General features: G+C 36.8%; 21 protein-coding genes. 8 read left to right on the top strand and 13 right to left on the bottom strand.

All coding sequences use genetic code 11. From position 1 onward, the window contains the following. Positions 1 to 134: 134 nt before the first annotated feature. Positions 135 to 734, top strand: a complete 600-nt coding sequence (locus BMS_RS11495) for an outer membrane beta-barrel protein (RefSeq protein WP_014244992.1) — start codon at positions 135 to 137, stop codon at positions 732 to 734. A gap of 1 nt (position 735) precedes the next feature. Here the strand turns inward: BMS_RS11495 and BMS_RS11490 are convergent, their stop codons facing one another. From BMS_RS11490 to BMS_RS11455, 8 genes are all read right to left on the bottom strand, one after another. Continuing rightward, a complete protein-coding gene (locus tag BMS_RS11490; protein WP_044557553.1) occupies positions 736 to 1,203 on the bottom strand; it encodes a Dps family protein in 468 nt (155 codons plus the stop codon). Between the two features lie 98 nt (positions 1,204 to 1,301). Beyond that, positions 1,302 to 1,880 carry a hypothetical protein gene (locus tag BMS_RS11485; protein ID WP_014244990.1) on the bottom strand — a complete coding sequence of 193 codons (579 nt, stop codon included), beginning with the start codon at positions 1,878 to 1,880 and terminating at the stop codon, positions 1,302 to 1,304. Between the two features lie 122 nt (positions 1,881 to 2,002). Beyond that, positions 2,003 to 2,404, bottom strand: a complete 402-nt coding sequence (locus BMS_RS11480) for a hypothetical protein (RefSeq protein WP_014244989.1) — start codon at positions 2,402 to 2,404, stop codon at positions 2,003 to 2,005. 10 nt (positions 2,405 to 2,414) lie between these two features. Then, a complete protein-coding gene (locus tag BMS_RS11475; RefSeq protein ID WP_014244988.1) occupies positions 2,415 to 4,250 on the bottom strand; it encodes a DUF7844 domain-containing protein in 1,836 nt (611 codons plus the stop codon). A 105-nt stretch (positions 4,251 to 4,355) separates the two neighbouring features. Further along, a complete protein-coding gene (locus BMS_RS11470; protein ID WP_014244987.1) occupies positions 4,356 to 5,387 on the bottom strand; it encodes a succinylglutamate desuccinylase/aspartoacylase family protein in 1,032 nt (343 codons plus the stop codon). Beyond that, positions 5,377 to 6,600, bottom strand: a complete 1,224-nt coding sequence (locus tag BMS_RS11465) for a RimK family alpha-L-glutamate ligase (RefSeq protein WP_014244986.1) — start codon at positions 6,598 to 6,600, stop codon at positions 5,377 to 5,379. Before BMS_RS11465 ends, BMS_RS11470 begins: the two co-directional genes overlap by 11 nt. After that, positions 6,566 to 7,042, bottom strand: coding sequence for an ATP-dependent zinc protease family protein (locus BMS_RS11460; protein ID WP_014244985.1), 477 nt, complete (start codon positions 7,040 to 7,042; stop codon positions 6,566 to 6,568). The genes BMS_RS11465 and BMS_RS11460 overlap by 35 nt, the downstream gene beginning before the upstream one ends. After that, positions 7,039 to 10,251, bottom strand: a complete 3,213-nt coding sequence (locus tag BMS_RS11455; RefSeq protein ID WP_014244984.1) for a S41 family peptidase — start codon at positions 10,249 to 10,251, stop codon at positions 7,039 to 7,041. Before BMS_RS11455 ends, BMS_RS11460 begins: the two co-directional genes overlap by 4 nt. 155 nt (positions 10,252 to 10,406) lie before the next feature. On the opposite strand from BMS_RS11455, the gene BMS_RS11450 reads away from it, so the two are divergent. The 5 genes from BMS_RS11450 (at position 10,407) to BMS_RS11430 (ending at position 16,084) form a co-directional block, all read left to right on the top strand. Then, entirely contained in the window at positions 10,407 to 11,531 is a 1,125-nt protein-coding gene (locus tag BMS_RS11450; protein WP_014244983.1) for a cysteine desulfurase family protein, read from the top strand. Between the two features lie 10 nt (positions 11,532 to 11,541). Continuing rightward, a complete protein-coding gene (gene thiI, locus BMS_RS11445; RefSeq protein WP_014244982.1) occupies positions 11,542 to 12,747 on the top strand; it encodes a tRNA uracil 4-sulfurtransferase ThiI in 1,206 nt (401 codons plus the stop codon). Between the two features lie 161 nt (positions 12,748 to 12,908). Then, positions 12,909 to 15,182: a carboxy terminal-processing peptidase gene (locus tag BMS_RS11440; protein WP_014244981.1), complete on the top strand. Its 2,274-nt coding sequence runs from the start codon at positions 12,909 to 12,911 to the stop codon at positions 15,180 to 15,182. Between the two features lie 2 nt (positions 15,183 to 15,184). Continuing rightward, positions 15,185 to 15,412: a hypothetical protein gene (locus tag BMS_RS11435; RefSeq protein WP_014244980.1), complete on the top strand. Its 228-nt coding sequence runs from the start codon at positions 15,185 to 15,187 to the stop codon at positions 15,410 to 15,412. A gap of 18 nt (positions 15,413 to 15,430) precedes the next feature. Continuing rightward, positions 15,431 to 16,084, top strand: coding sequence for an RDD family protein (locus tag BMS_RS11430; RefSeq protein ID WP_014244979.1), 654 nt, complete (start codon positions 15,431 to 15,433; stop codon positions 16,082 to 16,084). A gap of 2 nt (positions 16,085 to 16,086) precedes the next feature. Here the strand turns inward: BMS_RS11430 and BMS_RS11425 are convergent, their stop codons facing one another. Both BMS_RS11425 and BMS_RS11420 read right to left on the bottom strand, forming a co-directional pair. Continuing rightward, positions 16,087 to 17,175 carry a type IV pilus twitching motility protein PilT gene (locus BMS_RS11425; protein ID WP_014244978.1) on the bottom strand — a complete coding sequence of 363 codons (1,089 nt, stop codon included), beginning with the start codon at positions 17,173 to 17,175 and terminating at the stop codon, positions 16,087 to 16,089. Next, positions 17,176 to 18,420 (bottom strand): C1 family peptidase, encoded by a 1,245-nt coding sequence (locus BMS_RS11420; protein ID WP_014244977.1) that lies wholly within the window; start codon positions 18,418 to 18,420, stop codon positions 17,176 to 17,178. Between the two features lie 82 nt (positions 18,421 to 18,502). On the opposite strand from BMS_RS11420, the gene BMS_RS11415 reads away from it, so the two are divergent. Beyond that, entirely contained in the window at positions 18,503 to 19,480 is a 978-nt protein-coding gene (locus BMS_RS11415) for a glycosyltransferase family 9 protein (protein WP_044558103.1), read from the top strand. Here the strand turns inward: BMS_RS11415 and BMS_RS11410 are convergent. Together BMS_RS11410 and BMS_RS11405 are read right to left on the bottom strand one after the other, a co-directional pair. Further along, on the bottom strand, positions 19,458 to 21,110 hold the full coding sequence (locus BMS_RS11410) for an amidohydrolase family protein (protein WP_014244975.1): 1,653 nt from the start codon (positions 21,108 to 21,110) through the stop codon (positions 19,458 to 19,460). The two genes, BMS_RS11415 and BMS_RS11410, sit on opposite strands and share 23 nt — an antisense overlap. 7 nt (positions 21,111 to 21,117) lie before the next feature. After that, positions 21,118 to 22,050 (bottom strand): J domain-containing protein, encoded by a 933-nt coding sequence (locus BMS_RS11405; RefSeq protein ID WP_157868280.1) that lies wholly within the window; start codon positions 22,048 to 22,050, stop codon positions 21,118 to 21,120. A gap of 64 nt (positions 22,051 to 22,114) precedes the next feature. Between BMS_RS11405 and BMS_RS11400 the strand changes: the two genes are divergently transcribed. Beyond that, the gene (locus BMS_RS11400; RefSeq protein WP_014244973.1) at positions 22,115 to 23,116 is read left to right on the top strand and encodes an enolase C-terminal domain-like protein; all 1,002 of its coding nucleotides are present in this window, start codon (positions 22,115 to 22,117) and stop codon (positions 23,114 to 23,116) included. Here the strand turns inward: BMS_RS11400 and BMS_RS11395 are convergent. Further along, complete coding sequence (locus BMS_RS11395) at positions 23,113 to 24,357, bottom strand: hypothetical protein (RefSeq protein WP_014244972.1); 1,245 nt, start codon at positions 24,355 to 24,357, stop codon at positions 23,113 to 23,115. The genes BMS_RS11400 and BMS_RS11395 overlap by 4 nt on opposite strands. Positions 24,358 to 24,475 lie beyond the last annotated feature (118 nt).

Below are 24,475 nucleotides of genomic sequence, written 5' to 3'. Positions count from 1 at the left end.
TCGTATCCTTTCTACAAAAGATTTCTTAGCCTATTCTAGCAAGTCTAAATAGATGATGTGTAGAATCGGAAAACAATTCCTTAAGGAATCTTAAGAAATATATTGATACAATGAATAAAGTTGAGGAGTAATAATTGACTCGTATAACTTTATTTAAAATTCTCATATTACTTATTCTTTCAGTGAATTCTTCTGCTCTCACGTATATTGGAGTTGCCGGAAATTATTCGAAGGTAAATTATGAACCAATGGAAGAGTATAACGTTAAGCCAATGGGGGCGGGGCTAGGGTACCTTCTTGGATTTAGAAGTGGTTTCTTAGGTCTTGAGTTTTCTTATATTGGAACTGATGCAACAGGTGATATCATTCACGACGGTGCTTCCAATACGATTAATCACAATCAAAAATCTTTTGTTGGAAATATGAATGTCTATTTAAATCCTAGACTTTACTTTAAGTTTGGTTATGGCGTTTATAAAGTAACTCATTCAATTGAAAATGACGTCGCAGCACACACGAGAGAGGCCATTGCTAGTACTTATGGTTTTAAGAGTGAGAGTCATGGAGGTTTGAATTACGGACTTGCTTTTGACTTCTTCAAAAAAAATAGAGGCTTTAATGTTTATGCCTCTATTGATCGCTATCAATTTGATAGTGAGGGAACGACAACGACTGTACAGCTTGGAATAAAATATATTTTTAAACTTGGCTTCCAGTCGTTGATTCGTAGGTAATCTATTCTAGTAAACTTCTAAGCATCCACGCAGTTTTCTCATGGTACTCAATTCTTGCACTAAGAAGTGAAAGTGTACCTTCATCATTACCACCATCTAAAATAGGTAGTAGATTCTTGGCCGTATTAACAACTTGCTCGTGCCCAGAAAGAAGATTTTGAATCATTTGGTTTGCACTTGGAACAGTGTCATCTTCTTTAATATTTGAAAGCTCTGCGAACTCTTTATATGTACCTGGTGCTCTAACACCTAAGATTCTAATCCTCTCAGCAATCTCATCAACTGCAAGTGCGAGGTCGTTGTAATGAGTCTCAAACATTTCATGAAGAGTTGTAAACATTGGTCCAGTTACGTTCCAGTGATAATTGTGTGTCTTAAGATAGAGTGTGTAACTATCAGCTAGTAAGTGACTAAGTCCCTTAGCTGTTTCAACTCTCTTTCCTTCTGCAATTCCAATATTAATACTCATAGTAAACTCCTTTGAAGTTTTTAATTTAACTCTGTTTATTATGACTAGAATATGCCGAAGGGTCAATTTGGGAAAACCTAATATGTTATAGATGAAATCTATGAGTTCTTACTATCTTTATAAAGCTTTGAAAGTAGGAGGTTTTTCTCAATTAAGAAGTGAGATAGCTTTTCTTTTTGCACTTGGTTACAAGAGTAATCTCTTCTAATGAGCTCAGCTTTAGTAAGCGTTTTTGAGGTCTGAGTAAATTTCTCATAGAATGAAGACTCTTCGCTTATGCTCTTACTCTCTTCTTCGAGTTTCATTATAGCAAAGGTACAATCATCAAATTCTTTAAGCTCTTTTTGAAGTAGAGCTAATTCAATTTTATACTTGGCCAGTAAGTCGATTTTATGTTGTGCTCTTTTAGAGAAGGAGTAGCAAAACTCATAGCTTCTGTACTCTTCACTGATGCTTTGGACTTTGCTCATCCCTTCTTGAACTAAGTTCAGAGCAGAGCTTCTGAGTCCACTGTTTTTTAACTCTTTTACTTTATCAATTTGATAGCTAACTCCCAGTACTTTTTGAGAGAGTGTATTGAAATTAAAACCCTGGACGCTGCCACAAGTATACTCGCCATCGCTGGCCAGAGCGCTTGAGAAGGTGAGGATAAATAGGATTAAGAGTTTTAAATTCATATATATTTAAAAGCAAAATTAGGGCCAGAAAATATATGTGATTTTGGTAGGTTAGGCTGACTTATCTTTGGACACTGTCTAGAAATACGCCACAAGATTACTCCTGTGGCGTAATATTTTAATTATAATTCAAGTAGGTAAGCTTCTAGAATTTCTTCGTCAGAAAGCTCAGTTCCCTCGTTAAGAGCTCTTGTCTCGTCAACAAGTTCTTGTAACTCAGTAGAGAGTACTAGTTCTTCACCTTCAGCAGTTGCAAGTGCAAAAGTGATCTCTGACTCTAAGAAGTCTCTATTGTAATCACTATCCGCATCTGATGATGTGATAAGAAGTAGAGTAGAAGCTAGCATTCCGTCAAAGAAACCGTCTCCATAGTTTGAACCTCTGTGAGTGTGGTGAACAGTTCTACAAGTTTGAACTCTTTCTCCATATCTATTTCTTCTTGTTGTACATCTTGTCTCTCTGTGAGCAAGTGCTTGTTGAGTTGCAAATAATAATACCATTGAACTTAAAAATAGCTTTTTCATGTTTGTCTCCTTATAAAACATCTCGAAGTGCTTTTTTGATTATTGTTTTGTTAAAATTGGACTCTTCCATTTGTATAAATTCATTCTTAAATATAGTTTTGTATTTTTCTTGTAGTTGCTCTTTAACTTCTCTTAGTTCAAGAGTTGCGCTTTCTACCTCAGGTGTAATCACACTTTCAATATCTCCAAGCTGAGGAATTCCATAACCACTTTCACTTGAACTTGTTCCAAATGTAATAGTGTTCTTCAATTCAACTAACTTTGCGAAAATCTCTTTTGCTTCTTCATCTTTACTCTTTGAGGCAAGCTCCTGCATTTGAGATAGTAGTTGATTATTTGTCACATAATTGGCCTGAGTCTCTATTGCAAATAGATCTAAGAAGTTCTTTCTATCTTTCTTTTTGATTACCTCTTCAATAATCTCTCTTCTCTTCAAGGTCGGTAGTTTTGAGTACTCAGAGATTGATCTAATCTTTCTATATTGCTCTCTAAAGTTTCTCTCTGCTCTATTAATATTTGGTCTTTTAATTTTCTGTCTAAACGTTTTCTTGTACTTGGAAGAGAGGTTCTCAAAACTCTTATCTAAGTTCTTTGCAAAGCTTGGGTAGAGAAGAGAGTTTCTTATATTTTCTTCGCGACTATTAAATGAGTAGTCTTTTGAGAGGTTATTTTCCTGGATATACTTATAGATACCAACTGGAGTGATTATATTCTTCTCATAGATTTTTTCTTTATTCTTTGCAATTTGAATGAGCTTAAATGCCTCATCAGCACAGTTATTTGTAAAGAAGTAGTACTTACCAGAGTATTCCCAGTAAACTCTTAAGAGATGGTTTAGAAATCTCTGCTTCTCCTGTTGATTCAGGTCGAGAGGAATACTCTCTAAGTCTCGAAGCTCGGCCCTATTGTACTGCTTTTTCATCGCATCTAGGCTTGTGATAACCATATCACTTGGATACTCGCCGAAGATTCCTTTAATAGCATTTATAGAAACGTCTGCAACTTGGGCAAGAAAACCAATGACTACAAACTTTCCTCTCTTTCTACACTTCTCTAGAGTCCAGCTCTCATCACAAGTTACTAGTTTAAACATGCTGTGACCCCAACGACTCATCATGGCCTCTCCTTTAGAGGCAAAGAGGTAGTGGATTTCTCTAATCTTCTTAGGGTCAATATTTAATAGGTCTATCTCTTGTGTATCAGACATTGAAATATCGCTTAAAGAATCACATTGCTTATCTTTAAATGGAGAGTGTTTTAAACTTTTCTCATAGGCCTTGTAGAGGTTTGGTCTTCGGCACTTATATTCTGGATCAAGTAGGAAGTACTCAAAGTTTACAGCGATGAATTCTTTAGCTGAAGAGTACTCGTAGAGATTTGGAGATCTCTGAGCATAAGTATTTCTATTTTTATTGCCCTTCTTTAATTTCCAAAATCCTAGAGCAAGAAATTCATAGTTATTTGAAAGCTTCTCTGACTTATCAAGTGTTGCTTCGTAGGCGTGCATATATTCGTGGAGTAGTGTTGAGAGAGCTGTCTTATAAAAATTTCTATGCTTACAAGAAAATTGAATTTCCTCTGAAGGGTGGAGGTGATCTAGCAACTGCTCACTTAGAGTAATGGCATCACTCTTCTCAGTATACTTTCCGTAGATGAACCCTTCTTCATCGCATGGAGAGTTTAGTTCATTCTCATTCATTCTTTTGAAGTTTACTTCAGTCTCTAGGAATTGCATCTTTGAAGGCAATAAAGAGTGTGCGCTAGAAATAAAGCTTCCAGCAACTTCACTCGCCCAAAGATTGGCGCAAAAGAAAATGAGCATGATTGTCGATACAATTTTTGCCATTAATTATTCCTAACTAAATTAATGGCATCTTGTATCATGAAATGGTGCGGCGCGGGTGTAAATTGAAATTATTACTTATTCAATAAATCTTACAACACCTTGATTTTATGTATGAGAATCCTTGTATTCTTCTAGAGCTTTCTTCACCTTAGTTGAATTCTTAAAGGTGGCAATGTGAAAGAGAGCGTCTCCTTGATTGACGAGAGGAAGCTTGCTTTGCCCAACTAAGATCCCGTTATCTATAGAGGTTATTTCTATTACTTCTCTTCCAAAGGGGTCGGAAACTGTGGCCAGAATATCTCCCTTTTTTACTCTATCTCCGAGAGACTTATTAAAGCTCAATGTTCCCGAGTGGGGTGATCTTATCCAGTAGCTAGAGTTCGCAATATAGACTTCTTGAACTTTCTTAACTTTCTTGGCCTTATGTTTGGGGATGAGGCCGATTTTTTCCATCACCGATATGCAGCCCTTTACCCCTGACTTTATAACATCTTCATCAAATCTTAAGGCCTCTCCACCCTCAAAGAGCAGTGTTGTCACCTTATTCTTTCTGGCCGCTTCTCTGAGTGAGCCGTCTCTAAGTTTAGAATCTATGATGACTGGCACGCCAAAGCTCTGTGCAAGCTCACGAGTTTTCTCGTCGTCTAAGCAAGCTCGAATTTGCGGAAGATTTGTACGGTGTATGGCTCCGGTATGTAGATCAATACCGTGAGTAGATTTCTTAACAACTTCTTTCATGAAGATCTTGGCCATTCTACTGGCCAGTGATCCTTTACTATTTCCTGGGAACGATCTATTGAGATCTCTTCTATCGGGAAGGTATCTCGATTTATTATTAAACCCAAAAATATTTACAACAGGAACCAAAATGAGAGTTCCGCTTAAATGAGAAATTTCTTTTCTCTTTAAAATACGTCTTATGATCTCAACACCATTGAGTTCATCACCATGAATGGCGGCACTAATAAAGAGAGTTGGCCCCGGAATTTTTCCTCTAATAATCTCTAATGGAATTGATAGAGGAGTGTGGTCGTAGAGAGCAGCAACTTTAATAGAGATATTAACTCTCTGTCCTCTTTTAATAGAGTGAGTTCCAATTTTTAAAACTTCAGGATCTCTATTGTCATTACTTTTCATATTTCTCTTCTGTAGACTTTGCCTTATTAATATCTTTAACTCTAAGTTTTTTAATTTTTGGACTTCTTTTCTTTCTAGTCTTAAGCGGAATAAGCTCTTTCATAGAGTCCATTCTTCCAAAGCATACCAACTTATCTCCGGCCTCTAAAATTCTCTCGCCTTTAGGGTTGGGGATAACTTTTCCCGCTCTGTGTAGAGTGAGAACGTTAATATCTTTTTCTTGAAGTCCCGATTTTATAATGGAGTTTCCAACAAAGGCAGACTCTTTTGGGATATAGATTTCAGAGACTCCAAAACCTTTACTCACAGAGAGCTGTTGGCGAACATCAATTTCGGGAAAGTCTACTTGTGCAGCGATATAATCAATAAATGCACCAGCAACATCAATCTTAGTACATCCTTCAATACCTTCAAGACCAGGAGATGAGTTGATTTCCATAATCTGAGGCCCGTCTTTTCCTTCTAGCATATCAACGCCAGCAATACCAAGACCCATGATTTTGGCGGCCTTAATAGCGACTTCTTTATACTCATCCGATAATTCAACAAGTTCAGTCTTTCCACCTCTGTGAACGTTACTTCTGAACTCTTGGCCTTGGGCAACTCTTCTCATTGCTGCGATAACTTGATCTCCAACAACGATCGCACGTATATCTCTTCCTTTACTTTCAGCAATGAACTTTTGAACGAGAATATTTTGCTTTTGGCTTTGGAGCAGTTCAATAATAGAAGTCGCAGACTCCATTGTATGGGCCAGAAGAACACCAACTCCTTGAGTTCCCTCGAGAAGCTTTATAACTACTGGCGCACCACCAATTCTATTAATGGCAGGTATGATATCTTTCTTGTCTTTAACAAAAGTTGTGTAGGGAAGACCAATATGATGACGACTCATGATTTGAAAACTTCTAAGCTTATCTCTTGAGTTGAGAATACCGTCTGCTGAATTGGGAGTATACACTTCCATTGCCTGGAATTGTCTCACTACCGCCGTACCAAAGTAAGTGATAGAAGCTCCAATTCTTGGGAGAATAGCATCGTAGTGGGCTAATCTCTTTTGGTTAAAATATAGATCAGGATCACCTTCCTCAAGATCAAGTGCAAACTTTAAAGTATTTAATACCTTTACTTCATGACCTCTGGCCTTACAGGCCTCCACTAATCTTCTTGTACTGTAATTATTTTTTTCTCTTGAGAGAATTGCTAGTTTCATTCTTTACCTTCTTGTTACATAGAAATGATTTTGCTGGATTTATGAGGAATCTCTTTTTAATGGCCTCTCGACCTAAGAGCATTTTAAACCCCATCTCATCTCTATTGGTTAAGGTTAACTCTATTTTCCAAGTTTCGCCTAGTAAAATTATTTCAGTCTCTACAACTGGTCGCTCTTCCACGTGTCCGTTAGAACTTTTGACTTTTCTAAATTCTAAGACGCGGGCCTTTGTCTCAATTGAAACTGGAGTTTTATTTTCAAAAGTATGGATGTCAAACTTTACATATTGTTTATTATTTCTCTTGTAATATTTTAAGTTGTAAGCGTGAAGTGAAGAGGTCTTTGCTCCGGAGTCTACCTTTACCTTAATCTTCTTACACCCTAGGCTTGGGAGGGAGCAGTACTCCCTCCACCCTAGAATTTTCATAGGATTTTTGATCATGACTTATCCTTAGGAAGCCTTGGCGCTTTAAGGTTAGGTTTTTTTGAAAGATTGGGCTTAATTGGGGGCGATTTCTTATAGTCTTTAAGAACTGTCTCAATGGCCATATCCAATTGAGTATCTCTACCCATATGCCAATCCTCTGGTGTAATATCGACTTCGATATCAGGCTCTGTTCCATAATTTTCTACGTTATATCCAACATCGTTAAACCAGAAAGAGAACTCTGGCTGACTCGTTAGAGAGAAATCATTTAGAGTATGTCTTGGCCAAATACCTATTACACCACCCCAAGTTCTCTTTCCAATGAGCTTACCAAGTTTGAGCATTTTAAAAGCATGGGAGAAAATATCTCCATCACTTCCGGCGTGCTCATTGGTAACACAGACGAGCGGTCCATTTACAGAATAGATAGGGTAGTGACTTTCTCCAAACCATCGACTCGTATTAAATGCCAGAACTTTTTGTTGAAGTTCTTTTAGTAGGAGCTGGGAAATACTTCCCCCGCCGTTATAGCGAACATCGATAACTAGACCTTCACAGAAACTCTCAACTGAATAGGCCCTCCAAAATTCAGACATACCCTTTAAACTCATATCGGGGATATGAAGATAGCCAAGTTTTCCATTAGATTTTTTCTTTACATACTCTCTATTAGAATTGACCCACTGGCGGTAGCGAATGATGGTGTCACTTGAGCAAGTCTTAACTACGACACTTTCCTTCTTCTTCTTTCCCTTTCTTAAAACTTCAAGTGAAATAAATTCGTTTGCCTTATTTTCAAGAAGAAGGTTTAGGGAGCTTTGAGATTCAAAACGCTCTCCATCTAGTGAATAGATTTGATCTCCTTCTTCTAATGAGACACCTGCTTGAACCAATGGTGAGTGGTGTCCTGGAAGCCAGCTATCTCCTCTGAGAAAATTTTCTATAGTATAGGATTGAGTTTTTGGATTATATGAAAAAGTCGCTCCCAAGCTTCCCGTTCTTAAGTTGTTTCCAGAGTTAGGGTATTCTCCTCCAAATTCATAGGCGTGGCTTGTTCCAAGCTCTCCCTGCATCTCCCAAATAAGATCGCTAAATTCACTCCTAGTATTGACTCTCTCAAGTATTGGCAAGTACTTTAAGTAGACTTCTTCCCAGTCTACTTTTGACATATCACTTACCCAGAAATGCTCTCTTTGCAGTATCCAGGCCTCTCTATACATCTGCTTCCACTCTTCTCGAGGTGAGAGCTTTACTTTTAATCTCGATAAATCGACCCATCCATCTACTTTATTGTATTCATCTTCATCAGTAGGCTTACTTTCTAAGTTAATAATTCTAAGTTCACCCTCTGTTTCACAGATTAGATATTTACCTTGAATATCAATTCTCTCAGGACTTACCTGAGAGAGTAGTGTCTTTACCTTCTTATCCTTCAAAGAGTAGCTGACAAGCTCATAAGAAGAACTTCCCCACCTCTCTTGGTTAGGATCGTTTGGAGCGATACTTGATTTTAATGAAATAACCATATCCTTATATGTGAAGAGCTTGTAATGGCCACCTTGAGAGAAGGGGAGCGACTCTATTCGATCTGATAAACCGTTCCAGTCGATAGTGATCTCACTTTCTTTATCGTCAGATTTCTCATCTTCTTTTTCGATATCAAGGTTTAAAAACTTCTTTGATGGTGGTTGGGTATGATTATTTAAGGCCAAGGCGTAAACCTTACCAAGAAATGGGAATCCAAATTGGAATAGGTACTCTGAAGGGCAAGGATTAAACTCTCTAGCGCCAATAAAGTAGAGATAGTTTCCACAGTCACTAAAAATAGGAGAAGTGTCTGAAACAATATTGTTAATTGTTCTATGAGTCTTTCCCTTTTTTAGATCATAAACTCTTATACTCTTGTCGACTTCTGATGGACTATCAGACTTTATATAAGTTAAATACTTCCCGTCTTTAGACCAAGAGAGATCTCTAATATGATCACCAACACCGTCTTCTATTTTCTTTCGACTCTTTTTATCAATATTAATAATAAATAATTCATTTCTATTATTAGCGAGTGCAATGATAGGCTCAACTGGGTTTGGGGAGAGCTCAAAAGTCTTCCCCCAATCCTCCTTTTCAAAAACGGAAGTCTCTTTATTGCTTTCTAAATTAAAGAAAACCAGGTGCTCTTCATTTTCTGCATCGAGTTTGAGGGAGCATATAACTTCTTTCTTCTTTAGATTTAAGACTCTAGGTAATTTGTAGCGAGAACTTGGAGAACCAATTCTTGTTGGAGCTCCACCCCAAGGAGGAATTACAAATAATTTCCCTCTAGAGTTAATTGCAATTCTTTGCGCGTCTTTAAAAAGTGAGAAATCTTGGAGGTACTTCTCTGCGCAGATGAATCTATCTCTGGCCTGAAGAAATTGTGAGTTTACGACGATATCAAGTGTAAAGCTCTCATCAGTCATCAAGTTATGCGAGTGTAATTTTGCCCCCGAAGAGAAGACAATAATTCCTTCATAGTGAGAGAAGCTTCTTACATAGAACTCTTGTTCGTGCGTGTGCCTTTTAAGTCCGCGTCCTTTTAAAGTCACTGAGTAGATATTTCCAATACCTTCGTGGTCGGAGATAAAGAAAATACGATCGTTGATAATTTTTGGACACGTTAGATTTGTAGGAATATTTTTAAGGATTTGTTTAAAGTTCTTTCCGACTTCTTTTAGCCAAATAGTTCCAGCGGTTCCACCTCTATATCTCTTCCATCTTGCAGGGTCTCCATTATTCTTGCCGAGAACTTGCTCTCCTGTATGAGCTTGCTCAAAGTAAGTTGCAGGACCAAGGCTTAAGGGCGTCAATTTCTTAGTCTTTAAATCTAGTGAGTAGAGAAGAGTTTCTCTAGCAGTAAAGTGCTCATGTGAAGAAGAGCAAATGACTTCATCTTGATCTCTCCAAGAGAGGATCTTCATTCCTTGAGTGAATGTTAATCTCGTAGGTATTCCACCTTCACTTGAGCAGAGGTAGATATCTCTTCCTCCCTCTAGTGTTGAAGTATAAATAATTTTACTTCCATCAGGAGATACCTTAAGCCCAGTTATATTTCCTTTTTCTGAAGTTATTCTTGTGGCCAAAGAAGACGTTTCATTTAGCTTTTGGCACCAGATATCATCATCACAAATAAAGTAGAGTTTATTTCCATATATTTCAGGTGCACTATAGTATCCAGCTTGAGACATAAATCATTCCTTTGATTAAATAAAATAACAGCTAATTGTAGACTCTTGTCCGTAAATAATCCAAAACTTATATAGGGGTCTAGAGGGGAAAACTTGTTTTGACATTAGGTGTTACGTAAGGCATGATCCCTCACTTAGAAATATAAGGACTTAAGATGATATACTTTGATCATGCAGCATCTACGCCGCTAATTAGTGATGCGTTAGATGTCTTAGTAAAATCACTGCAAGAGGATTATGCTAATCCCTCTGCCGCTCATAAACTGGGAAAACTTTCAAAGAAGAAGATTGAAAGAGTCAGAGCTAATATTCTAAAGACCTTTAAGGCCAAGCGTGGTGATCAACTCATTTTTCTATCATCTGCAACTGAGGCGAATAATCTCATTATTAAGGGACTTGAGTTAAGAGATTCGGATAAAGTTCACTTCTCTATGGGAGATCATCCTTCCACAGTTGTTCCAGCACAGAGTCTACAAACACAAAAAGAAGAAATTAAATTACATTTAGGTGGGGATATAGACCTGAGCGATCTCGTTAATAAAATTGATGACTCATCAGCTCTGCTCATTTTAAGTCATGTGAATAACCAAAGCGGTAATCTCTACGATATAGAAAAGATTTCAAAAGAGGTAAAGGCAAAGAATCCTCGCATTCATATTCACGTCGATGGTGTTCAGGCGGTTAATAAAATCGAAGTAAAGCTAGCGACAGGTATTGATAGCTACACTATCTCTGGACACAAAATAGGTGCACCAAAGGGAGTGGGGGCGCTCTTTATAAAGAGTGGCGTAGAGTTAAGCGCACAAATGCTTGGTGGTGGACATGAGGAAGGCCTAAGATCATCCACAGTGAATACTCCACTTATTTTAAGTCTTGCTACGGCCATAGATGTTGGCCAACGTGAACTGAGCGATAATTTTAGTAGAGTAAGTGAGTTAAACGTCTATCTGAGAGAAAAGTTAGCGGAACTTAATCTTGGAATTGAATTTCCTTTCTCTTTCCAGAATACGTCGCCTTATATTTTAAGTTTAATACTTCCTCAGATCTCAAGTGATATTGTCCTTAGACATTTAGAGATGAAAGATATTTTTGTGGCAAGCTCTTCGGCATGTTCTTCAAAGGCCAAGGGGTATAATGCTGGTTATGCTGCGATGGGGATTGATGAAGCAAAACATAAATTTGTATTAAGGGTTTCCTTTTCACGAGAGTCGACTAGAGAAGAGGTTGATTCTTTTATAGAGAATCTAAATAGAGTCATTAAAGAAATTAAAAGAATATAGAGAGAATAAAATGTACAAAAATTTAATTATAAATATAGATGAGTTGTGGCTAAAAGGTAAGAATCGAAAGTTCTACTTTAAAACCCTCAGAGAGCATGTTCAAGCAGTGCTTAGAGCTTGTGAAACTGAACAGAAAGTTAGTCTTAGAAATGATCAACAGAGACTAGTCGCTGAGGCCGAAAATGTATTTTCATCAGAGTGTATTGCCGCGATTGTTAAAATCCCTGGAATCTCAACGGTCCAGCCTGCCATTAGTATCGATAGAGAAAAAGAGTTAATTCTTCCAGCGATCGTAGAAAAGTTAAAGAAAGAGCTAACAGATAGAATCACTACATTTAAAGTAAAGTGTAAGAGAGTGGATAAGTCATTTCCTCATGGTTCAATGGACTTACAACGCGAGTTAGGACACTTTCTTTTAAAAGAATTTAGTCAATTGAAGGTTGATGTAAGAAATCCAGAAATTCTTATCGATATTAAAGTTATGTCGGAGAATATTTTTATTTCAACTGAGAAGTTTAAAGCGACAGGTGGACTTCCTGTTGGAACAAGTGGACACGTGGTAACACTTATTTCCGGAGGATTTGATTCTCCTGTCGCAAGTTACATGATGTCTAAGAGAGGATGTAAGCAAGACTTCATTTTCTTCTACGCTTATCCTTATGTAGGTGAAGAGGTAAAAGAAAAGATCATTGATATTTGTAGTGTTCTAGGACAGTACCAAAAGAACTGTAAGCTTTGGGTTATTCCATTTGGAGAAATTCAAAATGCAATTTCTAACGACTGTTATGAAGAGTATAGAACAATTCTTTTTAGAAAATATATGATCGATACAGCAAACCTTTTAGCAAATAGAGTAAAAGCTGATGCTCTAGTAACAGGAGATGCTCTTGGTCAAGTATCAAGTCAAACAATGAGGAATATGTCTGTCTTAGATAATTTCTCTAAGAGATTAATCCTGAGACCTCTAGTCGGTTTTAATAAAATTGAAATTATTAGAAAGGCCCAAGAAGTAGGAACACACGATATCTCCATCATTCCACATGATGATGCTTGTAGTTTGTTTTCTCCGAAGCACCCAGTTATAAAAGCCGATTATAAGTATATGGAGAACTTTGCAACTGAACACAATTATACAGACCTCTTAAAGAAGGCAATTAAGGATGCAGAGGTTTATCGTATAAATGTATTAGGAGAGTGTGAAGAGTTGCTTAAATAGCCGAATACTTTGCTACGTTAATATTTTGACATTCCCATAACAATTAATTTTCTTATCTGTGATATTTTTCTCACTTTATGGTGTTGTATTTTGCACGTATCATATAAAGATGTAAAATTACAGGACTATCGCAATTCTAAATAGTCTAAGTCGGAGAAGAAATGAAAAGAAGATTAAATTTTCTATTAATTTTATCGCTTGTTTTAAGCCTTCAAATTAATGCTAAAGAACCTAAGAAATTGGCTCAAACGAGTTTTAAAAAGAAGGAAGAAGCGAGAAGTGTAGATTTAATTACTGCCGACATTGTTCCAAATGTAAAAAAAGAAAAGATTATTGGAAATATCCTAAGAAATGCTCTTGAGACTTATCATTATAGAAAGTTAAAAATTAATAATGATCTATCGGTGAAGGCCTATGATCAATTCTTTAAGAAGATAGACTACGGTAAGCAATTCTTCTTAAAGAGTGATGTTAAGCTTCTCAGTAAGTATAAAGGTGAGATGCACAATGAAATGCTCTCAGGTAAGCATTCATTAGTTAATGATGCGATTAAAATCTTTAGAGAAAGAGTTGTTGAAGTAGATAAGGTAAGGCAAGAAATTTTTAAGAAAGAATTCGATTGGTCTTTAGATGAGAGCTTAGAGCTAGATCCTGAAAAAAGAGACTTCTCTAAGAATCACAAAGAACTTAAGAATCACTGGAGAAAAGTTTTTAAGCAGGCAACTTTAAATAGATACCTAAGTTTGAAAGAAGAGCAGGATGAATTAAAGAATCCTAAAAAAGATGATAAGAAAAAAGATAAGAAAAAGAAGAAGGCCAAGAAAGAAGAGAAGGTAGAGATCCTAACAGATGCTCAAATTAGAAAAAAAGCTCATGAAGGAATTTCTAAAAAATATAAGAGTTTCTTTAGCCGTCTTATGAAAGATGATAGAAATGACTACGAAGAAAAATTCTTTAATGCAATAGCTTCAATTTATGATCCACATACACAATACCTTCCACCAAAGAGAAAAGAAGACTTCGACATTGATATCTCTGGAAGTTTAGAAGGGATCGGAGCAGTTCTCTCGGAAGAAGATCCATATATCAAGGTTGTTAAAATTGTTCCTGGTGGAGCTGCTTGGAGACAGAAGGAATTAGAAGTTGATGACTTAATTCTAGCTGTTGGGCAAGAGACAGGTGACTTTGTAGACCTCGTAGGTATGCGTGTTGACGATGCTGTTAGATATATTAGGGGAAAGAAGGGAACAATCGTAAAACTGAAGGTTAAGAAAGCTGACGGTTCTAGAAAGCAAATTGAGATCGAAAGAGACGTTGTTCAGATTGGTGAGTCATTCGCGAAATCTTCTGTCTTAGAGTTAAAAGGTCTTGGATTAAAGGTTGGCTATATTCACGTACCAAAGTTTTATAGAGATTTTGAAAATTCATCAATAAATTGTACAGCTGATGTTAGAGCAGAGCTTGAGAGAATTAAAACTAAAGGCGTTGATGGTGTAATTTTAGACCTTAGAAATAATGGTGGTGGAGCTCTTGAAGACGCCAAGCAGATGTCTGGTCTATTTATCGAAAAAGGTCCAATTGTTCAGATTAAAAATCACGATGGAAAAGTAGATGTATTAAACGACACTGACTCTTCAGTAACTTATGCTGGACCATTGATTGTTATGACGAATAGATTCTCAGCTTCGGCGTCAGAAATTTTAGCAGCAGCATTACAAGATTATGGTAGAGCTGTAATTGTAGGTGGGGCTCACTCTCACGGTAAGGGAACTGTTCAAGCAGTTTTAAACTTAAACCATGGACCTATTCAGCAACTTCTTGGTGGAGAAATGGGAGCACTAAAAGTAACAATCCAAAAGTTCTATAGAGTAACTGGTGGGTCAACTCAATTTAAAGGTGTAACTCCAGATATTACTATTCCAGATCCTTATGAATATACAAAGAGTAGAGAGCAAGATTTAGAATATGCTCTTCCTTGGGATAGAGTTCAGCCGCTCACATTTAAGCACTGGGATAAGAATAAGTATGATCTTTCAACTCTTAAGAAGAGAAGTTCTAAGAGGGTTAAGAGCTCTAAGAGATTCTCTAAAATTCAAGAATCGGTAGAGTATTTAACAAAGAGAAGAGAGGACACAAAAGTTTCTTTAAATATGCAAAAAGTAATTAAAGAAGATAAGTTAAATAAAGAAATGTCTGAAAAACTAAAGTTAGATGAGCAAAATAAAGATCTAATGGTTTCATTTTACGAAGATAGTGTTCGTATGCATGAAGAGATTAAAAAAGGTGATGAGAAGAAGTGGAAGAAAGACTTCAAAGATCGTAATGATGATTGGACTAAGCAACTTAGACAAGATGCAGGTCTAGAAGAAGCTCTCTTTATTCTAAATGATATGATTCACATGCAAAAAGGCGAAAAGCTCACGGCGGTTAAATAAGTATGAGTATTGATAATACTGAATTAGATGAAATTATGGAAAAACTCGAGAACTTAGATGATGAAGTTCTCGCAGTTGAGAAACTTAGAGAATTTAATAATGCCACCAAGAAGTTAGGTGAGTTATTAATGAACTTAAATAAAGACCTAAGTCACGGGGAGTGGAAGACTGCCTGTGATGAGGCAAAGAAAGAAGTTGATCGAGTTGTGGCCGAAATTAAGGCCCTTTAACAGGATGTTAAACATACTATGTCAGATGAGAAAGATGATTGGAACTTCAGCCTAGACGATGAAGCTCCAGCGAAGAAGAAAAAGAAGAAAATTACCAATAAACCATTATTAAAAAATTCTAAAAAAGAAGTGAAAATAGATTTAGATGCAGGATCTGTTCCTCGTAGAAAGTCTCGAAGACAAATGGCAAGAGAGGCGGGAGGCACTTCTATAAAAGATAGAGATATCGTAGATCCGGCACCAAATTGGAAAAGAGGTATCGCCTTTATTATTGATTTGGCGCTTCTTATTGTTATCGTTGCTGCAGGACAAGCAGGTGTTGTTTTCTATCCTGAGTTCGGAGAAACTTTTAAAACAATACTTGGCCCAGAAATCATTAATTTAATCCCTCTTGATATTGGCGGTATAGTCATAGCGCTAGTCATTCATTTTTTAATCGTTGTTATTCCCCAGGCCTCAACACAGAAGTCCCTTGGAAAAAAGATTTTAAAGTTGAAAGTAATCGGTACTCTTAAGGCAAAGGCACCGCTAGGGGTTATAATCATAAGGGAGTACTTTGCTAAGCCAATTGCGATAGCCTCAGTTATTGGCATTGTGATGATACCTCTAAATAGAAGAAGGCGTGGACTTCACGATTATATTTCGGGAACAGTAGTTCTAGACAATAGCTAGAACTACTCGAAATCTAACATTTGTAAGAAATCTGACTCTGATTCAACTGCACCAAGCGCTGTTTCTTTAGTAATTAAATCATCGTTATATAGATCCATAATATGTTGATCAAAGCTTTGTGATCCTGTACCAGATCTTCCTTTTCCTTCTCTGATAATATTAACGATTCTACTTAGAGGCTCCTCTCCAAGGATACATTCCTTAATACCAGGGTTGGTAATCATTATCTCTTGGGCTATTGCAATTCCTGACTTTGTATTTGCCTTGAGCATTCTTTGAGAAATGGTGGCCTTTAGTGAAGTTGCAAGCCTCTTTTTAATTTCATCTTGTTCCTCGTGTGGGAACATTGAGATAATACGACTAAGAGTAGATAGAGCATTTGTAGTATGAACTGTAGAGAGAACAAGGTGACCGGTTTCGGCTGCCTTGAGAGCTGTTGAAATCGTCTCCGCATCTCTCATTTCTCCAATGAGAATGATATCTGGGTCTTGTCTTAAAGCTGACCTTAGGGCCACTGTAAAATTAGGTGTATCTGTACCAATTTCTCTTTGAGAAATTCTAGATTTATTATTTGTGTGAATATATTCAATAGGGTCTTCAAGCGTCACAATATGTGAGGCCCTTGTTTTATTCATGTGATCTATCATCGCCGTAAGAGTAGTAGACTTACCTGAGCCTGTGGCCCCTGTTACTAGGACGAGCCCTCTTTGATTCTCTGAAATCTTCTTAATAATTGGTGGCAGGTTTAATTGGTCTATAGTTGGAATTTGAAGTTTAACTAACCTTAGAACAATTCCAAACATACCATTATACTTGAAAATATTATATCTTATTCGGCAGAGGTTCTCTATTTCCATCCCGCCGTCGAGTTCAGTTAACTCGGCTATATTTACTTCGTGAGTTTTATCTTTTGAAATAATTCTAATAATGTCTTCAATATCTTCAGAACTAAATGGCTTAGATTGAACGGGAACTAATTCACCACTAATTCTCAAACTAGGAGATTCATTACTTCTTATATGTACATCACTGGCATTATTTTGGGCCGCAACCTTTATCAGACTTGTAAAATTTTGTAATGTAAACGGCATTTATAAACTCCTAACTTTTGAAAGTGCTAGAAATGGATTATTCACTTTATATTGAGTCAACCATTTCTCGCTAAGGCAACCGTAGCCTCCAGCTCCCCATCCCTGAGTCCAGCTATTTGCAGTGATGTAACAAACTCTTCCTTCATGGGCGAGCTTTTTAGGCAGCTTCATATAGCCGATAAGTAAGAGTGCGTGACCACTTGCATGTTGATCCATTTTACCACCAACTAGTGAATCTTGGTAGGTAATGATTCCTGAAGTGGTGTAGAAATTAGGAGAGAGTTTTACCCCAATGATGATGGGACGATCCTTTTCGAGAGCTTCGATGATTTTAGAAGATGTAGAAATTTTCTGATAGCTATCTACTTTTACGACTCCTTTTTGACAACTTGAACTGAGAGGGATCTGAGTCTCATTTCCTGGCCTAGATAAACTATTATAAGGACAGTTTCCTTCGCTAGGAATGTTGAATCCTTTAGAGTTGATTGAATTGTCATAGGCGTAGCTAATCCAGCTTCCTTTTTTAGAGCATGGAGACTTTTGACAATAGGGCTTTGAGGACCAATATAGATATTGTTCAGAGACATCCACATTCGATTGATTTTGCCTTAGCATAATCTCTATCGCACTGGCTCCTGCAAATGCACTACAGGTAGGTCTCTTTCCTTGGTCTTTAATTCCAACTTTAAAAGCATTTTTAACGACGTAGTAATCTTCTCCTCTGGAGAGGGGAGTCGAAGTTGAAAGAAGTTTAAGAGGTGCTCGCTGGAAGTTTCCACCGACACTTTCAAGTGAAAATGTATTTTCTTTATAATGAGAGAGATTTTTTAAGAACTCATCTCTTGCTGCTCTCCACCTTTCTCTTGTTTTGTTGATCATATTTTTTTGAGAGGCAAGTGTAGTCGTTGTTTGTCTTTTTAGATCGCTTAAGTTCTTTCTATATTGATCGTATATATTATCTGAAGCGTGAGACTCTACCTTTCTTTGTTGAATTAACTTTCTGTTGCGCGCTTTTATTTCTTCTATTTTTCTTTGACCGGGGCTGAGCTCTTTTTCCTTTATGGGCATGACTTTCTTTTCTTCTTTCTTAGCCAGAGTATTAGGATAGTTGCGCTGATCATTCTCTTTTTTAACTATCTTCTTTGGTGGATGACCTAATTCGTGCCAAAGTGTGGTTAGTACATCATTTTGGACAGAAGCATAGGTGTTTATTGATAGGACTAGGCAAAGTAAAATACGCATCATAATTCTCTCTTTTGTTATTATTCAATAATAAGACTTTATTCAGCTCTTGGGCAAATTAAAAAAAATGAGTTATGATGGAAAGATGAATAAAGTATTGATAATAAGATTTTCAAGCTTTGGAGATATTGTACAATGTATGAGTATCTTGCCCAAGGTTAAAGAGAATATTCCGGGAGAAGTTCACTGGGTGACTCGCAGTGATATGTCCTCGCTCTTATTATTAAATAAATCTGTAGATAAAGTTTGGAGTTTTGATAAGAAGAAGGGATTTCTTGGTCTATTAAAACTTGCTTGGGAGCTAAGAAAAGAGAATTATACTCACGTCTATGATGCTCACTCCAATTTACGCTCAAGAGTTCTAAGTTCATTTCTCTTTCCACCTCACTTTATAAGAAGAAGTAAGGAGAGGATTAAGAGAATTCTTTTATTTACGTTTAGAAAGAATTACTTTGAAAATCCATATCGCGGAATAATTAGCTATCTCACTCCATTGCTAAAGTGGGGAATTGAGGATGCGAGAGACTTTAAACCGACAGAGTGGGACTTTTCTAAGTTAAGTATTCCAACTTCATTTGAAAGTGACTCTATTGCTATTGCTCCTTCCGCTGCCTGGGAAATGAAGCGCTGGCCACTGGATTACTGGAAGAGATTAATTTCTTTAAATAAAGAGTTAAAGTTTACTGTACTTGGTGGCCCAGGGGATAAGTTTTGCGAGGAACTCAGAGAGATTGATCCACAAAGGGTAACGAACCTTGCTGGAAAATTGAGCTTAATTGAGAGCTGTTATATTGTTTCTAAAACTAAATTATTAATTTCTGCTGATACGGGGCTCATTCATGTGGCCGATCTACTAGGAAGAAAAGGGATTTCTCTCATGGGCCCAACTGCCTTTGGCTTTGCAACAGGAGATCACATTAAGACCTTGGAAGTAGATCTTCCATGCAGACCGTGTACAAAGGACGGACGCGGCAAGTGTTCTCAAGATATCTGGCAAAAGTGTATGGTTGATATAACACCAGAAATGGTTTCCAGTGAGATTAAGGCTCAACTTTCCCTTTAACAATTTCTTTTCTCATTTCCCAGAGTAAGTGACTAATAAACGGTCTTCTCTTTTCCTTTGTAGAGACCATAAGTAATTTTGTAATTTTTAAATTAATAGGGTCTGAAAAGAGAAGTATTAGCATCTCTTGAATAAAGTTTGTAGAAAGAGTGATGTAGTTATCAGTTCCAACACCAAGTTTTACACCTTTCTTTTCCCACCAAGAGAACGGATGGTCCTTATAGTCAGGGAAACATCCGGTAAGCTTTAAGTTAGAGGAGGGAAGTGCCACTAGTGAAACTTGTTTATTAATCATACGATTGAGTACGTCATGCTGGTAGTGTTCAACTTCTCTTGCAGTATGGAACTTCGTTTTGGTAAAGCTTATAATTTCATCATCTGATAAAGGAGTACCGCCAAGAACTTTTTCTTTAACATTTTGATCATGCCACTCCATATCTTGAATTTCGTTATACTCCTGACTTCCTTCTTTGAGTTTCTCTTCTTTTTGATTTTTCTCTAAAACTCTTTGCATAAGTGAGTGATAGTAGAAGTTTGGATTTATACCAAGAGAGAGACCGTGCTCTAGAGTATCGATATGCCAAATATTCATAGCATTATCTACAGACTGCACACCTTTCTTTAGAGTCTTCCAGGTTTCACCGTGGTGTGATCTAATTTGAAAACCATTGTACTGTAATCTTCTAAGGCCTGACTTCATCTGTTTAAAGTGAACTTTTCTATAGAGCTCCCTCTCGTCTCCAACTGTATCTACCTCTGATACATAAGGACGTAAAAAGGAGTGCTTATCGAGAATTTCCAGTAGAGAGTTCACTTGTGCATTAAAATGATCTTGCTTAGTTTCATAATTTTCAGAGTCAAAGAAGTTATTCTCTTTCCTAAAACTTGGAGAGAGTATGAACTTAAAGAAGTTATTCTCTTGTTGAAACTTTTTAAATCCATCATAGAGCCCTAGGACAACATCTTCTTCTGTTATATCTTCAATTCCAGGAATCTTTTCTGTTTCAATTGTCGTCGATCTAGAGAGGGTAAACTTTAGCCTAATCTGACCGACGTTGAATTTCGTATAAAGCTCTTTTGCCATGTGATATGAGGCATCTTCATGAGATTTTCTATCTACAAGAACAAGTTTAGCAAGATAGAGAATCTCTAAATATTTATTAAATTGTTCACCTTCTTTTAAGCGAATTAAATTATCTACATCATCAATGGAGTTAATAGGGATTGAGTCTTCGCCGTATACATCTTTAATCTTCTTTTCATAGATGGCCTTATTCTCTCCCTCAAGTAGTTTCTTTAATCTTGGGTAGATAAATTCAGCATTCAGTGAACCTGTTAAGTGAATATGTTCTTCATTGTAGGGAATAGGAAATGACTTAAAGAAACCAAACAGAGCTTCTCCCACAGGGTGAGTGAGGAGCGTGTCTATATCGACTTCATCAATTTGAAAACCTGTTAGTAAATGATTGAACTCCAAAAGTGACTTCTCAACTAGCGAGTTTTCTTTAATTTTAATTGATTGAATTAAAAGCTCTAGGGTGTCACTGAGAGAGATCCCATTTGTCTCACTAATAATTTTTACAATTTCAACTTTTAGCTGATTTACGAGTTGTTCTCTTTTCTTGTTCATGACACACCTATTTTTTCAAAAAGGTATAGGCCTTATTAACGAGAGCAAGATTCGCATTTAGAGTAAGAAGCATTTCTTCGTTTAGATTAAGAGAACTAAACTTATCAGGATGAATTCTTGATGTTAGCTCTTTATATCTTTTCTTTACTACTTCTTCATCTGCAGGCGTATCATTTAACTCCAGTACTTCGTAAGCCCATTCCTTTGTATTTTCCTTACTCTTCGGAGAAATAGGCAATAAGCTTTTGAAAAGATTCGTTTTTTTAGTGAAATTTTCAAATATTTCCGCAGTTTTTACAGTTGTGAAGTCTGAATCGTTAAACTTTATTTGCTCAATATGTTCTGGAAGTAGAGAAGCCTCCATTTCCCTAGTAATCTGCTCAGGCTTCATCTTATGAACTTCTTCAATATTATTGACTCTAAATAGTATGAGAGCTTTTTTCTCGGGTACTGTCTTGGACCCGTTAACTAGTGAAGTCCAAAGAATTGAGTTGTCATAAACTTTCTGCCAATTCTTATAAAGTTCATCAGAGTCAGAGGTAAAACATTTTTCAAAGAAGTGTCTCACTATTTTAGAAAGTCCTCTTGTACTTTGAAAGTCGGTGAGTAACTTTGTACTTTCAGGAGCTTCAGTTTTTATAATATCTCCCCATTCAAGAGAGTTTAAAAGCTCAATTAAGACCTGTTTCTTATCTCCCTCTAGCTGATTTAATTTTGTTTTTAAATTCTGCTTCTCTTGTGTTGATGGGGGATTAGAGAAGTTTAGTTGATTGGCCTTTCTCTTAACTAAGGTGTCTAGATCGAATTCTTCCTCTTTCTTTTTTCCTGTGAGTAGTTCCATTAAGGTCGTTGAGAAACCTGCCCCTAGAACTTTTATAATGACTAGGATAAAAATTAAAAGAACTATATATTGTGACAAATCTTCAAGCTTTAAATTCATAGCAATTCGAGGGATAATAGTAATATTATTATCTATGATATGTTGTGAGTGAAAAGTTGTCATTATGAGTAATTGGAAAATTAGAGAAATAGAGTTACCACTGCGATTTTCTTGGGCGATCTCAAGGAGTTCTTGTGACGTTAAGAAGAATTTAATTGTTGAGTACAATAGCAATAGTGTTCTTGGGCTAGGAGAGGTCGCATTTAATTCAAGGTATGGAGAGTCTCTAGAGCTGATAAAAGAACAATTTGCTAAGTTTATCTCTCTTTGTCCAAGATCATTAACGACTTTAGCCGATCTAGAACCGGTATTTAAGAAAGCTGATGTATGTAGCTCTCTTAGATTCGGAATAGAGTCTGCCTTTATACACAATATGGCCCACGTGGCCGATATGTCTGTGGCCCAAATCATTGGGGCAAATACACTCTCAAAAGTAAAAACATCGTTCTCTGTGCCAATTATGGATCCAGCAAAAGTTGAGTCCTTTATTGCTGACAATAGGCTAGAGCGCTTTAGTGCTCTAAAGCTTAAAGTAGGCGCAGAGTCAGATATTGAATTTCTTAAACAAGTAGAGAAGTTTTACAAAGGACCTCTTCGCATTGATGCCAATGAAGGTTGGAAAGACCCCGACCAAGTTATGAAGCTCTTTGAAGGACCTCTTCGAAACTTCAATATTGAATTCTTAGAGCAACCATTCTCGAGTGACTCTCATGCAGAATACTTAGCATTAAAGCCAATTTCTCCTGTAGAGATTATAGCTGATGAATCCATTACAAACGGGGATGTGAATAGAGATTTGGCGAATCAATTTCATGGAATAAATATCAAATTGATGAAGTCCGGAAGTTATTTTAAAGCACTTAACCAACTACGTAGTGCAAGAGAGTTAGGGCTAAAGACAATGGTTGGATGTATGGTTGAGACTTCTCTAGGAATTAATTCGGCCATTAATATTGCCTATGGAGTAGATTACTTGGATTTAGACGGTTTTCTATTACTCGAGAAGGACCCATTTAACTACTTATATGAAGATGGAGGACAAGTTTTCTTGGCCCATCTACATTAAAAGAAGAACTTAAAATCTAATTCATACTGAGAATGCTTAGGCGTATTTCTTCCAGCAATTTTCTTTTGTGCTCTAAGAGAAACTGATAGAGGCATAACAAATTTCTTCATTTGATAGAGAGACACTGTACTAAAACTAGCAGCTAGCCTAATATTGTGGGACTCACTATCAGAGTTGTGTGCAAGTATATCGTTTGCCTGAGAATGGGATGATTCGTATTTCGATTTTCCTTGGAGCTCGTAACCATATGTTGAAGATAGTGAAGCCCAGTGAGTAAAGTGATAAGTAGGTCCAAAAGAAAGATTTACTTTATTCCCAAGTTTTTCTTTAAAGTAATCGACCTCTCTAGAGAGGGGAAAGTCGTAGCTCTCTGGAACTCTTAAGCGCTTTTCTGCTGACATTTGATAAGTAAGCCTAAAGTTTAAATCTAAGTCTAGCTTTCGTTTAAAGAAACTTCTTCCAGTAAATACTTCTGCAAAGATATCACTTTGGCCATCTCCAAATGATATGTCCTGAAGTGTATCAGGATCATCCTCTCTTCCTGTTGGGAGAACAACGCCGCCGGCAACAGCGAGTCCATAATCTCCAGCATCTACTAATTTATAGATAGCGCCAACTTCAATATCTCCGAGTCCTTGGGCTTCCCAATTTCCGATTGGCTTATATTGATAGTAATTTACGATAATAGATTGAAGTAACTCTTCTTTAGCGTCTGGAAGTTGAGCCGTGATATCACGGATAACTTTCTGTTCAGCAGTTAAGTTTGAATTTTGATTAATATGATTAAGAGTCTCACTATGGTTATTTCCCTTAGTTCTGTGAATATTTAATTTCACATTTGCTTTATAGATTGGAACAGAGAAATAGGCGGTTAAGTTATTAGTGATTCCCCAACCAAGGCCAAAGCCATTTACAGAGACTCTACCTTCAGCATCTGCGGCGTATTCTCCAAAGGTAAAGCTATCATAGGCACCTGGGTTGATACTTTTTAATTGCTCAAAGTATTGCTTAGTTGCATCGTTAATTGATTCAAGATTTTTTGCATCAAGGCTTTCTTTTAAAGCGTACTGGCTCTCTGTACTACTTGATCCATAGTCAGAGTTGATTCCATCAGTTAAGACATGACGATATCCACCTAGACGCACTCCCTTTGGTAAAGTGTCGTAGCTGGCGGCCAGAGTCATCTCGCTAGAGAAGAGAATCGCCACGGTAAATAGCGTTTGCTTTAGTTTGTTGTGCATGGTGTCATTATAGTTAAAAAATATTTAATTGATAGTCTGTATGAAAAAAATACTCAAGGCTAAGTTGTTGTATTTATTATAAATTTATCCTCCTGAAATTTATACATAGATATTGTTT

Origin of the sequence: Halobacteriovorax marinus SJ (assembly GCF_000210915.2) — a bacterium.
In the GTDB taxonomy this organism is placed as follows: domain Bacteria; phylum Bdellovibrionota; class Bacteriovoracia; order Bacteriovoracales; family Bacteriovoracaceae; genus Halobacteriovorax; species Halobacteriovorax marinus.
The sequence above is the reverse complement of the archived record's forward strand: the minus strand, read 5'-3'. Positions and strand labels throughout refer to the sequence as shown.